Here is a 13,167-nt window from a genome sequence, read left to right as displayed (position 1 = left end):
CTTCGCCAAATGAACTCTCACCGACCCCGACCAGTCAGTTGAATAGGCCCCAGGTTCCCGGAGTTTCGCGACAATGGCTGATCACCCCGAACGCCAAAGCCCCATCGACGCCCACGGCATCATCGGCGATATGCGCAGCGCGGCGCTGGTCAATGACAAGGGCAGCGTGGACTTTTTCTGCTGGCCGGAATTCGACAGTCCGTCGATCTTCTGCTCGCTGCTGGACACCCCCGAGGCGGGGATTTTCCAGTTGTCGCCGGATTTGCCCGACGCCCGTCGCGAACAAATCTACCTGCCCGACACCAATGTGCTACTGACCCGCTGGCTCAGTGATCGCGCCGTGGTCGAGGTCACCGACCTGCTGCCCGTCGGTGACACCGAGGATGACCTGCCGCTGCTGATACGGCGGATCCGTGTGGTCAGCGGCCGCGCCACCTTCCAGATGCGCTGCGCCGTGCGTCATGACTACGCTCGCGCCAAAACCCGCGCCCGCATGGATGAAAAAGACGTCACCTTCGACGCGGTCGATCAGCCGTCCCTGCGCCTGTCTTCGGATCAGGTTTTGCATATCGACGGCAATGCGGCGATGGCCGAATTCACCCTCGAACAAGACCAGACCAGTCAATTCCTGCTCGGTGCCCTCGACGATCCGCGCTTAAAGGAAGGCGCTGCGCAACTGTGCCTGGAGCGCACCCTGAAATTCTGGCGCGACTGGATCGGCCAGTCCAACTACCGCGGCCGCTGGCGCGAAATGGTCAACCGCTCGGCCCTGGCGATGAAGCTGCTGACCTCGCGCAAGCACGGCGCCATTCTCGCCGCCGCCACCTTCGGCCTGCCGGAAAGCCCTGGTGGCTCGCGCAACTGGGACTATCGCTTCACCTGGATCCGCGACGCCTCGTTCACCGTCTATGCATTCATGCGCCTGGGCTTCGTCGAAGAGGCCAACGCCTACATGCGCTGGTTACGGGGGCGGGTCAGCGACTGTCAGGGCAAGCCGATGAAACTCAACATCCTGTATGCCATCGACGGTCGCCAGGAATTACCGTAGATCGAGCTGACGCACCTGTCCGGCCATGGTGGCGCACAACCGGTGCGCATCGGCAATCAGGCCTATGAACAGGTCCAGCTCGATATCTTCGGCGAGCTGATGGACGCGATTTACCTGGTCAACAAATACGGCGAAGCCATCTCCCATGAAGGCTGGAAACACACGGTGGAGGTGGTCGATCAGGTCTGTGAAACCTGGGAACAGAAAGATGTCGGCATCTGGGAAATGCGCGGCGAGCAATACCATTTCCTGCATTCACGGCTGATGTGCTGGGTCGCCCTGGACCGCGCCATCCGCCTCGCTTCAAAGCGCTCGCTGCCGGCACCTTTCGCGCGCTGGGACCAGACCCGCCAGGCGATCTACACCGACATCTGGGAGAACTTCTGGTGCGAGGAACGCGGGCACTTCGTCCAGCACATCGGCGGCACCGGCCTGGACGGTTCGATGCTGCTGATGCCGCTGGTGCGTTTCGTCAGCGCCCGCGACCCGCGCTGGCTGGCGACCCTGCAAGCCATCGAAAGAAGCCTGGTACGCGACGGCATGATCTACCGCTACCGCAACGACGACAGCCAGATCGACGGCCTGCCCGGCAGCGAAGGCGCCTTTGCCGCGTGCTCGTTCTGGTACGTCGAATGCCTGGCCCGCGCCGGCCAGCTCGACAAGGCCCACCTGGAGTTCGAACAACTGCTCAGGTACGCCAACCCGCTGGGGTTGTATGCCGAAGAGTTCGACAGCCATGGGCGGCACATGGGCAACACGCCGCAGGCATTGACGCATCTGGCATTGATCAGTGCGGCTTGCTTTCTGGATCGGAGGTTGAGTGGGGAGAAGAGGTTTTGGCAGCCGTGAATACGGGTTAAACAATGTTCGAACTCAGGCAAAAGGTGGCTCAGGACACCAGTGGATCTGCGCCGGCACTGACCGAAAACCGCTCCCGATAAGCCTGTGGCGTCACGCCCATGGCCCGCAGGAAACTGCGGCGCAGGGTTTCTTCGCTGCCGAAGCCGCATTGCACCGCTACTCGTTTGATCGGCACGCCGGTATCGCTGAGCAAACGCCGTGCGGTTTCGACGCGGATCAGTTCGATGGCCCGGGCCGGGGTCTGGCCGGTGTCGGCGCGGTAGTGGCGCACGAAGCTGCGTTCGCTCATGCCGGCCTGCAAAGCCAGAGTCGGGATGCCAAGGTCGTGGGCCAGGTTTTCGCTGATCCAGGCGTGAAGTTCGTCGAATCGGTTGCCTTCGTGTTGCAGTGACAGGGTCACGCTGAATTGCGACTGACCACCCGGACGTTTGAGAAACACCACCAGTTGCCTCGCGACTTCGAGGGCCATGGTGCGCCCCAGGTCTTCTTCGACCATGGCCAACGCCAGGTCGATGCCGGCGGTCACCCCGGCCGAGGTCCAGACCGGGCCGTCGTTGATGAAGATCGGGTTGGGCTCGACGTGCAGTTGCGGATGCTGCTGCGCCAGTTGCTCGCAACGGGTCCAGTGGGTGACCACGCGCCGGCCGTCGAGCCAGCCGCTGGCCGCCAGCAGGAACGCACCGGTGCATACCGAGGAAACCCGCCGGCAGCCACGAGCATGTTCGCGCACCCAGGCAACCAACGGCGCATCTTGCGCCGCTGCGTAAACACCCCAGCCACCGGCGATGATCAGGGTATCAGTGCCCTCATCCGGCAACGGTTCGGCCAACAGCGCCAACCCCGCCGACGACATCACCGCCCCGCCGCCACTGGTAATCACCGTCGGCGCATAGGGTGGCGGCAGGCCTTGCTGGCGGGCTATGTCGTTGGCCGAAGCGAAAACCTGCAACGGCCCGGTGACGTCGAGCAATTGCACGTTGGCGAAAGCGAGTACATGGATGGTTTTCGACATTTGGCGTAATTCGTGGGGATATTGGCGTATGCGCCAAAGCCTACGAGCCTAGAGTCAAACCGTCCACCCACTTCACGAGAAAAAACACCATGACGTTGCAGATCGGTTTTCTGTTGTTTCCGCAGGTTCAGCAACTGGACCTGACCGGCCCATACGACGTGCTGGCCTCGCTGCCGGATGTGAAAGTGCATCTGATCTGGAAAGACCTGATGCCGGTCACCGCCAGCACCGGCCTGCTGTTGAAACCGACCACCACCTTCGATGATTGCCCGGCACTGGACGTGATCTGCGTGCCCGGTGGCAGTGGTGTCGGACCCTTGATGGAAGATGACCAGATTCTGGACTTTCTCAAGGCCCAGGCCGCCAACGCGCGGTACATCACGTCGGTGTGCACCGGCTCGCTGGTGCTGGGTGCGGCGGGATTGCTCAAGGGCAAACGCGCCACCACTCACTGGGCATATCACGAATTACTCAAGCCGCTGGGCGCAATCGCGGTGCAAGACCGGGTGGTTCGTGACGGTAATCTGTTGACCGGTGGTGGCATCACCGCCGGTATCGACTTCGCTCTGACCCTGGCCGCCGAACTGTTCGACCAGGCCACCGCCGAGTTGGTGCAATTGCAACTGGAATACGCCCCGGCCCCGCCGTTTACCGCGGGCAGCCCCGAGACGGCCCCGGCCAGCGTGTTGGGAGAGGCACGCCAGCGGGCTGCCGGCTCGTTGAAACTGCGGGCGCAGATCACCGAGCGCGCGGCGGCGAAACTCGATCGACAGTGAAAAAATGGCGGCGGGAACCCGGTTCCTGCCGCCACGACTTTTCATGCGCGCAAAAAAAAACCCGCCGAAGCGGGTTTTTCCAAGACCATGACGACTCCTTGTCGTAGCGTTCCTTGCATATGGTCGATCATCCATGATCCTGAGCACATCCTGTGCTTCAGTGGGTGAGACCAGATTACGCTTCGGATCCAATTTGTAACAGGCGATATCGCTACCATCGCGTGTAAGACATTCGCTATAAACCACCCTCCGAAAACCCTTAGACGCCTCAGGTTTCGAGCCGACTTCAGCCACTCTGTTGCTCGTGGGCCTTGGCATTGTCGATCAAAAACTGCTCGATATTGTTCATTTGCTCTTCCCAGCCACGACTGTCCATGCGGAAAGCCCTTTCGCGACGGGCCTGGGGAATGTGATCGAAACCGGACTCGGAGACCTTGAGCAACGTGCCGTTGTCCATGTCTTCGAGCTCGAATTTCACCAGGGTGGTGGGTTCCTGGGAGTAATCGACTTCAGGGTTCACGGCATACGGGTGCCAGCGAAACGAAAGCAGCCGCTCCGGCTCGACCCGCTCTACCAGTACATTCCAGCGCAAATGTTCATAACCGGGATAGGTAACCTGCCCCTGGGTCCATTCGCCTGCCACAAAACGCTTGCCTTCCAGCGCCACGCCAAACCACTGTCCGAACACTTCGGCATTGGCCAGCACACGCCAGACCTGTGAACGCTTGGCCTTGAGCAGGATTTTCCTTTCGATGCGATCAGATGCTGGGTTCATAAGTCACCTCCTGTACTTGAACAGTAGGCCAGTAAGACCACAAGACCAACCCTAAAGTTGTACCAATCGGGATGTGCAATCAACCATACCTGAGATATTCGGTTGCATTTGCGTGGATAAGTTCTGGGCAATCGCAAAGTCAGTGGGTCGAAACGGCTAACGTTCTCCCTCGAAACAGCATGGAAAAGTATAGCGACATGAAAAATCTGCGCGGCAGTTGCCTGTGCCCCTCGGCGCTACACTGCACCTCTCTTTCGGTCACAGCGAGCACTCCAGCATGAACCCACGCTTACTCTTGGCGCTGACACCCCTGTTGTTCACCTCCATGGCGTTCGCCGTGGACTGCGACAACGCCAGCGATCAGGCGACGATGAACCAGTGCGCGGCGCAGCAGAACGCGGCCGCCGACAAGGAATTGAATGCGCTGTACCAGCAGATCACTTCGCGACTCAAGAGCAACCCGGACAGCAAGAAGCAGTTGGTGGGTGCGCAGCGGGCGTGGGTTGCGTTCCGCGATGCCGAGTGCAAGTTTTCGGCATCCGGGGTGGAAGGCGGGAGTGTGTATCCGCTGATTTACAGCAACTGCACCACGGAACTGACCAAGGCACGGGTTCAGACGTTCAAGAACTACCTGAAGTGCCAGGAGGGGGATATGAGTTGCCCGGTGCCGGGGGTTTGATTTTTGCTGTTTTTGCGGTGTTTTTGAGGGCCCCATCGCGAGCAAGCTCGCTCCCACAGGGGATTAGGATGTACTCGCAATGCCGGCGTCACCACAAAAACTGTGGGAGCGAGCTTGCTCGCGATGAGGTCGGCACATTCAACATTGATGTTGCCTGACATGCCGCTATTGCGAGCAGGCTCGCTCCCACAGGGTTCAGTGGTGTTCACACAATAGTGATCACACTGCGAGTCCACTGTGGGAGCGGGCTTGCCCGCGAAGGCGTCAGTTCAGGCTCCGCAATTACCGGACAAAAATCTGCGCCGTGGTAATCGCCATGTCTCCGCCCGGCAACTTGATGCTGCCCGTCTGCTTCAGGCTGTCGGCATCAAAGATCGCCACGTCGTTGAACGTCCCCGCCAGGTAGATCTTGCTGCCGTCCTTGTTGAAGGAAATGCAGTAGTACGAGTGATCGAGCGCGGCGGACTGGAGCATTTTCTTCTGCTTGATGTCGTACTTGGCCAGGCGGTTGAGTACGCCAAACATCAGGTTCGGGTCCTTGGGCGAGCGCATACCGCTGAAGTAGATCTCCGTCAAAGGGCCGAAGTCGGTGGTTTCGGTATTGCCGGTCTTCAGGTCGACGCTGAACAGGCCGTACAGGTATTCGGCGGTGGCCGGGTCCTGTTTCTTGTCCTTGAATTTCGCCGCGGTGTACAGCAGCGAGAAGTCATGCCGGTAGGTCTGCTGGTTCCACACGTAGAGCACGTCCGGTGCGCTGTAGTTCGGGCGTTTCCAGTGACGGCTGGGGATCAGTACGTCGAACTTGCCGGTTTGCACATTGACCTTGTAAACGTCCGCCCCGGCCACGTACAGCGTGCCGTCGTCACCGCTCTGCATGATGGTCAGTTGGCGCGGCGCCGGGAAACTGCGCAGCGGCTTGGCGTCCATGCCGGCATCGGTCGAATACACGTCGAGCCGTGGCTGCTGCACTTCGTAGCGATCGTTCATCATCAGCGTCGGGTTGGCGACGGTGTACAGTTCCTTGCCGTCGTGGCTGACCGTGAAGGCGAACATGGACCTGGCCTTCTCACCCGGCTTCTGGGTGATGCTGGCGTGGAACACCTGCTTGCAGTTGTCCAGTTCGACACCGTAGACATCCGCATAGTGATTGTTCAGCACGTAGGCGGTCTTGCGGTCCGGCGACAACTGCACGGAGCCGGGACCGAAGGCATCGGGCATCTTGCAGGTCTTGAACAGCGTATCGGTGGCCAGGTCGATCACGTGCAGGTTGTTCGGGTAGTTGGTGGTCACCATGTATTCGTGACCGACTTGCAGCGCGGTATTTTCATCGGCCAGAACACTGACAGAACAGCTGCTCAGGACGGCGAACGCGGCCAGGCCGCAGGCTTTGATGTTACGCATGCTGGAATCCTTCTTCTGTGATCACTTGTCTTTGGGGAAGACAGTGCCGAGGTTGCGCCAGTTGTCGTTGGACGCCTGGGCATCCTTGTTCCAGTCCGGGTAGGTGCTCATCATGTCGGGCACCTGGGCCGGCCACCAGCAAGGGTCGGAGCACCCGTAGAGGTCGGCCTCCATCGGCTGGCACAACGACGACACACCGCCAAACGCATCGATTTCCCAGCCCGGGTCGGTGGTCGAGGCACAGCCCGCCACGGAACTCATGGCCACCACTTCTTCTATGCGGTTTTCATCCGCGGCCTGATCCAGCTTCAACGCTTTGTTATTGATTGCCTTGAGATGTTTCATATCAGTGAGCCTTGCGCGGAGTGATGTAACTGCTGATGAACGCAGGGTTATTGGCCATGATCCGGGTGTAGACCTCGATGCCGAAGTCGACCCAGTCACGCATCAGTTCGCAGTAGTGATAGGTTGGGTGGGTCGGATCGCCATAGCGGGCGTAGCTCTCGTGGTAGCAGCCGCCGGAACACAGGTTGCGGATCTGACAGTCTTCGCAGCCAGTGTTGGTACGGTCCAGGCGCTGGGACAGGAAGTCGTTCAACTCCACCTGTTTCACGCCGCTATGGACGTTGCCGAAGGTCGGCAGGCTCGAACCGGTAAAACGGTGGCACAGGTTCAGCTCGCCCTTGTGATCCACCGCCAGCATCTTCAGGCCCGCGCCGCACGGCAGGGCTTTCTTGTGGCCTTCGTGGATGTCGGTGATGAGCTGGTGCAGGTTGGAGAAACCGATGTTGCGGTGCTCCAGCGCCGCTTCCAGGTATCGACGACCCAGCGCCTTCATGTTGGCGAACACCTGCACCAGTTCATCGCTGGTGAGATTGAAGCTGCTGATGTCGCCGGAGGTCACCGGGGCAAAGCCGACTTCGGCAAAACCCAGTTCGTTGAACAGGTGATCCCAGATGGTTTCGACGTCGGTCACGCCGGTGGTGAGCGTTACGCGAGCTCCGACCGGACGGCTGTTGTAGCGCGACAACAGCATCTCGGCCTTGCGCCGCACCACGTCATAGGTGCCCTGCCCGCCCACGGTGATGCGGTTGCGGTCGTGCACGGTCTTCGGCCCGTCGATGCTCACCGACAGCCCGAAACGATGGGCATTGAGGTAATCCACCGTTTCTTCGGTGAGCAACGTGGCGTTGGTGGTCATGACGAATTCGACGAACTTGCCCGCCTCGTGAAAACGCTTCTCACAATAGTCGACCATGTACTCGATCAGCTTGCGGTTGCTCAGCGGTTCGCCGCCGAAGAACACCACGGTGAAACGCTCTTCGTCCGGGGATTCGCGCAGCAGCATTTCCACCGAGGCGATCGCCGTTTCGACGTCCATTTTCTTGCCCGCCGACGGCTTGTCGAGGTCTTCCTTGTAGCAATACGTGCAGCTCAGGTTGCAGCCGGTGTTGACGTTGAGCACCACGGTATTGATCGCCGTGCGCTCGACCCGCTTGGTCGCGATGTCGGGGGTCAGCGGCGAGCCGTCGCTGACCAGTTCCAGGGCCATCAGCTCGCGCAGGGTCTCGGTGATTTCCTCGCCGTTGAAACGCGCGGCCAGGCGCTGGATCAGGTCGTCCGAGGAACAACCTGGCCCGCGCAAGGTGTCGATGATGGTGCCCGTCAGTTCATCGCTGGCGAACAGCGAACTGCTGGGGATGTGAAACAGCATGCGGTCAGCATCGACCTGCACTTCGTGCAGGTTGCGTTCGACCAGATTCAAGATAGCGCCCATGGCAAACCTCCTGTGCAGGCCCCGCTTGGCGGGGCTTGCGGTCATTCCGAAAAGTGTCTGAAGCCTGTGCCGTCAGCCAACTCACGGAATGGGTGGATTGTTCCAGCGTTGCACGGTCACGATCAGGTGGCCTTCGCCGGTCAGGGATTTCCCTGCGTCGTCGACGGCGGCGATCACCTTGAGGTTGCCGGCATTGTTGGTGGACATCTTGCGTGCCGGGTTCGGCCCGGCATCGCCCGGAGTGAACACGCCGGTGTCGGCCTGCATGGTGCCGGCGAACTTGACGTCTTCGTCTTCCCTGGCGCGGTCGTCGAAGGCCTCGACTTTCCACTGCGCCGGGAACACACCGATGCGGTACGGCTTGCCATCAGCGCCCTTGCCCCAGGCTTCCGCGTCGAAACGGCCCTGGACTTTCGGCGTCGAACCACCGCCCTCGCCGATCCGTGCCACCGAGAATTCCGGCACAACCTTGACCGAGGCGATCTTGCTGTACACCGACAGGCTCGGGCCCTTTAGCGTGCCGACGCTGACCGCGCGCAAACCTGGCTGGGCATTGGCGGCCGCCTTGAGCTTGACCTTGATCCGCTCAGGGCTCTGCTCGACCACTTCGAGCACTTCCACGCCTTTGCCGAAGTCCGGCTTGCCGGTCAGGCCGCTGCCGATCAGGGTCACTTCGGTTTCGCTGCCGGCCTTCAGATAACCCGGCTGCACCGCCAGCAAACGGTTGGAGCCTTGCTTGGCGGCGACGAAGTCCAGACCACGCTCGTCGTGCTCGGCCTCGAACATCCGGCCCTGCATCGCATTGCCCTGGGCGGCGAACACCTGGCGCATGGTCACGCCGTCGATGGTCACGTTGCCGCGCCATTCGTAGCCGGTGTAGAGGATTGCACTGCCGTCGCCGTTGAACGGCGTGCCGTCGGCGTACTGGCCTTTGACGCTGACCTTGAAGGTGTCGCTGCCATCGGCACTCACGGTCATTACACCCGCCAGCTCACCCTTGCCCGGCAAGTGGCCGCTGAAGCTCCAGTCGCCCACCAGGGCATCGGCTTTCGGCGCCGCGCTCTGCCATTTTTTCCAGGCCGGGTTGTCCAGCGGATAACGCTTGGCCAGCAGCGGCACCATCTCTTTGCGGGCCATATCGAACCAGTCGCGGTCCCGGGACAGCGCCTGGTACTCCAGGGACGGCCACTGACCGAGGTGGAAATTCACCAGGCGTTCCCACTCCTGGGCCGGACGCCGTTGCAGGGCAACCCGCGCACCGGAGTGGCAGCGGCCGCACATCTGGCTGGTCTGGTCGTCGAACTGCTCGACGGTATTGAGCCGGCGCTCCAGTGCATAGCGCACGCCGTCGGTTTCGCTCGGCGCCAGGCCCTGGGTGTCGGCCAGGTATTTGACCAGCGTGCGACGGTCCTCATCGCTGATCTGCAAACCGTGCATGGTCTGCATCCGGGCAATGCTCATCAGCCAGCCTTCCGGCGTTTTGCGCTGGTGGCTGATGCGGCTGAGGGCGTTATCGGCTTCGGGGGTGTGACAGCCCTGACAGGTTTCCTTGAGGATGGTCTGGGCGTCGCGGGCTGCCAGGCTATGAGGCGAATGCAGCGCTACACAAGCGGCTACGGCCAGCAGGCTGGCGCTCATGCCTGATCGGAGTTTTCTCTTCATCAACGTCGAACCTCGCACGGTGCGTTCTTATTGTTGTGGCTTATCGTTTTTATGGTTTCTGCCGCCGGCGTTGATCCGCTGACGGAGGCAAGAGAAACGTCTGCGATGAGCAATACACGGAGCGTGCCAGCTTATGAATATTTCAATGAATCAATGACTTGTGACTAATAACCGTTTTTTTTCGGGAGACGTCATGGGCGTTGCACGTTTAATTTCGCGACAACTGTTTCACTCTGAGACAAGCATAGTTTTCTGTAGGAGCGAGCCTGCTCGCGATGGTCGTTAACGATATCGCGTGCTTACAGGCTAAACGTGGTGCTCTTTCGTCCATCGCGAGCAGGCTCGCTCCTACAAGGTGTTGTGTTCGGGGCGTCTCACATCGTCGCAATTTGCGACGTTTATCGATCTCAGGGTGACCCCGGAAATATCTGTCACCCCACTGGATCGGGCCTTCGGGCCGAAAAAACACAACTGGCACAGGCATTGCGAAAGCCCTGTTCTCACGAACAACAAGAGGCCTCGCCAATGTCGCTCCCAAACCTGCTTCCCGCCACTTCGGCATTCATCCAGCGCACCCCGCGCATGCTTATCGGCGGTGACTGGGTCGAGGCCGCCGACGGCCAGACCATGCCCCTGCACAACCCGGCCACCGGTGAGGTGCTGTGCGTGGTGCCACGGGCAACACCGGAAGATGTCGACCGTGCGGTGCTCGCCGCCCGCCAGGCGTTCGACGATTCGGCCTGGACCCGCACCCGTCCCCGGGAGCGGCAGAACCTGCTGTGGAAACTCGCCGACCTGATGCAGCGCGACGCCGAGCTGCTGGCGCAACTGGAATGCCTGAACAACGGTAAAAGCGCAGCGGTGGCCCAGGTGATGGACGTGCAACTGGCCATCGACTTCCTGCGCTACATGGCCGGTTGGGCGACCAAAATCGAAGGTTCTACGGTTGACGTGTCGGCACCGCTGATGCCCAACGACCAGTTCCACAGCTTCATCCGCCGTGAAGCGGTGGGCGTGGTCGGTGCCATCGTCGCCTGGAACTTCCCGCTGTTGCTGGCCTGCTGGAAACTCGGCCCGGCCTTGGCCACCGGCTGCACCGTGGTGCTAAAGCCGGCCGACGAAACCCCGCTGACCGCACTTAAACTTGCCGAACTGGTGCTGGAAGCCGGTTATCCCGAAGGCGTATTCAACGTGGTCACCGGCACCGGCATCACCGCAGGTTCTGCCTTGACCCACAACCCGCTGGTGGACAAGCTGACCTTCACCGGCTCCACCGCCGTCGGCAAGCAGATCGGCAAGATCGCCATGGATTCCATGACCCGGGTCACCCTGGAGCTAGGCGGTAAATCACCGACCATCGTCATGGCCGACGCCGACCTGAAAACCGCCGCGGCCGGGGCTGCCAGTGCGATCTTCTTCAACCAGGGCCAGGTCTGCTGCGCAGGCTCGCGGCTGTATGTGCAGCGCAAGCACTTCGACAATGTGGTGGCGGACATCAGCGACATTGCCAACGCCATGAAACTCGGCAACGGCCTGGACCCGAGCGTCGACATGGGGCCCTTGATCTCGGCGCGCCAGCAGGAGCGCGTCTACGGGTACATCGAAAAGGGCCGGGAAAGCGGCGCGACCATCGCCTGCGGTGGCGAGCAGTTCGGGCCTGGGTTCTTCGTCAAGCCAACGGTAATTGTCGACGTCGATCAGAAGCACTCACTGGTGCAGGAAGAAATCTTCGGCCCGGTGCTGGTGGCCATCCCGTTCGATGACGAAGCCGATGCCCTGCGCATGGCCAATGACAGTCCGTATGGATTGGGCGCGAGCATCTGGTCCAATGACCTGGCGGCGGTGCACCGGATGATTCCGCGCATCAAGTCAGGATCGGTGTGGGTCAACTGCCACAGCGCCCTGGACCCGGCGCTGCCGTTCGGAGGCTACAAGATGTCCGGGGTCGGGCGTGAGATGGGGTATGCGGCGATCGAGCATTACACCGAGTTGAAGTCGGTGCTGATCAAGTTGTGATTCGTAGCGTCCTTCAGGCCGCCTTCGCGAGCAAGCCCGTTCCCACATTGGAATGCGTTCCCCTGTGGGAGCGGGCTTGCCCGCGAAGGCGCCCCCCAGCCACTACGCCGCTGTTTCGCGGTCCAGTGGGCGACCCACCCCATATTTTGCGCCGGCCCGAAGCGCGTGACGAAGCTTCAGGGCCGGCCGTTCGACGCAGTAGTACGAAACGCCGCTGAGCAGCAACGACAAGGCCAGCACTGTTGCAACAACGGCCCCATCGTAGGCAACCGACCAGACAGCGTGCAGGAAGTACATCACCACATAGTGATTCAGGAACACGCCATAGCTGATATTGCCGAGGAATTCGTCAATCCGGTGAAACCTGAGCTTTGTCAGCAGGTACACGGCGGGCACGCCCAGCGCTATGCCAGCGGTCACTTCGGCATTGAACGGCCGGCGCTCTATCCATCCCGCCATGATGGCCGCAAACATCAGGGCCGCCACCACGGCGGTGCCGGCAGCGATCGCCAAATCCTTCGGCTGCGCTTTGTACAGGTAGCTGCCGCACAGGAACATGAACAGCACACCCGGCAATAGACGGTAGCCGTACAGGTCGGTGTTGATGAAACCCAGGCACGCGGCCATGAAGACGACGACGGATAGAGCAAACGCAACGCCCCGCGCCCTATAGATGATCAGGAAAGGGATCATCAGGTAGAAGCACATCTCAAGCCCCAAAGACCAGGCCGGCGGCAAGATCCACGATCCCGCCGCGCCGAACATGTAGAAGCCGAGTGGCACGATAGCCAGGCTTGCGGCGATGTTGCGCAGCGTCAGCTCGGCGGCTTGAGGCGTGCCGGGCAGCAGGAAATAGATCACCGCACAGGAAACCACGAAGTAGAACAGGAATTGAGGATAGAGCCGCAGGGCGCGGTCCAGGTAGAACAGGCCGACTTTCTCCGGCGCCTTGTAATTGCGTTCGATCAGCGAGGTCATCACGAAGCCGCTGATGATCAGGAAGGAAATCACGGCAATCACGCCGGGGTTTAGCCCCATGAACGTTTTGCCCATATGAGAAACGGCCACCAGAACGGCCAATAGCAGACGATAAGCTCCCACTTACACCCCAAAATTCCTTGTCGTTATGGCGCGTAAATTACGATGCTTTGCGCTGGGAG

At 60.8% G+C, this 13,167-nt stretch carries 10 protein-coding genes and 1 pseudogene; 4 read left to right on the top strand and 7 right to left on the bottom strand.

Annotation, left to right across the window (positions count from 1 at the left end; translation table 11 throughout):
• The first annotated feature begins 73 nt into the window (after positions 1–73).
• Positions 74–1,897, top strand: a pseudogene (locus AC1RS8_RS22720) (glycoside hydrolase family 15 protein).
• Between the two features lie 40 nt (positions 1,898–1,937).
• On the opposite strand, the gene AC1RS8_RS22715 reads toward AC1RS8_RS22720, so the two are convergent.
• Positions 1,938–2,921 carry a GlxA family transcriptional regulator gene (locus AC1RS8_RS22715; RefSeq protein ID WP_489338980.1) on the bottom strand — a complete coding sequence of 328 codons (984 nt, stop codon included), beginning with the start codon at positions 2,919–2,921 and terminating at the stop codon, positions 1,938–1,940.
• Positions 2,922–3,010: 89 nt separating this feature from the next.
• On the opposite strand from AC1RS8_RS22715, the gene inhA reads away from it, so the two are divergent.
• A complete protein-coding gene (gene inhA / locus AC1RS8_RS22710; protein ID WP_489338981.1) occupies positions 3,011–3,697 on the top strand; it encodes an isonitrile hydratase in 687 nt (228 codons plus the stop codon).
• Between the two features lie 286 nt (positions 3,698–3,983).
• Here the strand turns inward: inhA and AC1RS8_RS22705 are convergent, their stop codons facing one another.
• The gene (locus AC1RS8_RS22705) at positions 3,984–4,472 is read right to left on the bottom strand and encodes an SRPBCC family protein (RefSeq protein ID WP_057713927.1); all 489 of its coding nucleotides are present in this window, start codon (positions 4,470–4,472) and stop codon (positions 3,984–3,986) included.
• Positions 4,473–4,749: 277 nt separating this feature from the next.
• On the opposite strand from AC1RS8_RS22705, the gene AC1RS8_RS22700 reads away from it, so the two are divergent.
• The gene (locus AC1RS8_RS22700; RefSeq protein WP_057716582.1) at positions 4,750–5,151 is read left to right on the top strand and encodes a lysozyme inhibitor LprI family protein; all 402 of its coding nucleotides are present in this window, start codon (positions 4,750–4,752) and stop codon (positions 5,149–5,151) included.
• Positions 5,152–5,433: 282 nt separating this feature from the next.
• On the opposite strand, the gene peaD is transcribed toward AC1RS8_RS22700, so the two are convergent.
• From peaD to peaA, 4 genes are all read right to left on the bottom strand, one after another.
• Positions 5,434–6,552, bottom strand: a complete 1,119-nt coding sequence (gene peaD / locus AC1RS8_RS22695) for a quinohemoprotein amine dehydrogenase subunit beta (RefSeq protein ID WP_489338982.1) — start codon at positions 6,550–6,552, stop codon at positions 5,434–5,436.
• Positions 6,553–6,573: 21 nt separating this feature from the next.
• Positions 6,574–6,897: a quinohemoprotein amine dehydrogenase subunit gamma gene (qhpC, locus tag AC1RS8_RS22690; protein WP_008016081.1), complete on the bottom strand. Its 324-nt coding sequence runs from the start codon at positions 6,895–6,897 to the stop codon at positions 6,574–6,576.
• Between the two features lies 1 nt (position 6,898).
• Positions 6,899–8,329, bottom strand: coding sequence for a quinohemoprotein amine dehydrogenase maturation protein (gene peaB, locus AC1RS8_RS22685; RefSeq protein WP_349735350.1), 1,431 nt, complete (start codon positions 8,327–8,329; stop codon positions 6,899–6,901).
• Between the two features lie 81 nt (positions 8,330–8,410).
• Positions 8,411–9,991 carry a quinohemoprotein amine dehydrogenase subunit alpha gene (peaA, locus tag AC1RS8_RS22680; RefSeq protein WP_090456935.1) on the bottom strand — a complete coding sequence of 527 codons (1,581 nt, stop codon included), beginning with the start codon at positions 9,989–9,991 and terminating at the stop codon, positions 8,411–8,413.
• 525 nt (positions 9,992–10,516) lie between these two features.
• On the opposite strand from peaA, the gene AC1RS8_RS22675 reads away from it, so the two are divergent.
• Positions 10,517–12,007, top strand: a complete 1,491-nt coding sequence (locus tag AC1RS8_RS22675) for an aldehyde dehydrogenase family protein (protein ID WP_489338983.1) — start codon at positions 10,517–10,519, stop codon at positions 12,005–12,007.
• A 102-nt stretch (positions 12,008–12,109) separates the two neighbouring features.
• On the opposite strand, the gene AC1RS8_RS22670 is transcribed toward AC1RS8_RS22675, so the two are convergent.
• Complete coding sequence (locus AC1RS8_RS22670) at positions 12,110–13,108, bottom strand: acyltransferase family protein (protein ID WP_090456939.1); 999 nt, start codon at positions 13,106–13,108, stop codon at positions 12,110–12,112.
• Between the last annotated feature and the right edge of the window lie 59 nt (positions 13,109–13,167).

The sequence above is a fragment of the Pseudomonas sp. GW821-FHT12A04 genome, from assembly GCF_058807755.1.
This window is presented reverse-complemented; position numbering and strand designations above follow the sequence as displayed.

Coding starts and splice junctions, on each gene's coding strand:
- AC1RS8_RS22700 (WP_057716582.1), top strand. CDS start 4,750: ATGAACCCACGCTTACTCTTGGCGCTGACACCCCTGTTGTTCACCTCC.
- peaA (WP_090456935.1), bottom strand. CDS start 9,991: ATGAAGAGAAAACTCCGATCAGGCATGAGCGCCAGCCTGCTGGCCGTA.
- peaB (WP_349735350.1), bottom strand. CDS start 8,329: ATGGGCGCTATCTTGAATCTGGTCGAACGCAACCTGCACGAAGTGCAG.
- AC1RS8_RS22715 (WP_489338980.1), bottom strand. CDS start 2,921: ATGTCGAAAACCATCCATGTACTCGCTTTCGCCAACGTGCAATTGCTC.
- qhpC (WP_008016081.1), bottom strand. CDS start 6,897: ATGAAACATCTCAAGGCAATCAATAACAAAGCGTTGAAGCTGGATCAG.
- peaD (WP_489338982.1), bottom strand. CDS start 6,552: ATGCGTAACATCAAAGCCTGCGGCCTGGCCGCGTTCGCCGTCCTGAGC.
- AC1RS8_RS22675 (WP_489338983.1), top strand. CDS start 10,517: ATGTCGCTCCCAAACCTGCTTCCCGCCACTTCGGCATTCATCCAGCGC.
- AC1RS8_RS22705 (WP_057713927.1), bottom strand. CDS start 4,472: ATGAACCCAGCATCTGATCGCATCGAAAGGAAAATCCTGCTCAAGGCC.
- inhA (WP_489338981.1), top strand. CDS start 3,011: ATGACGTTGCAGATCGGTTTTCTGTTGTTTCCGCAGGTTCAGCAACTG.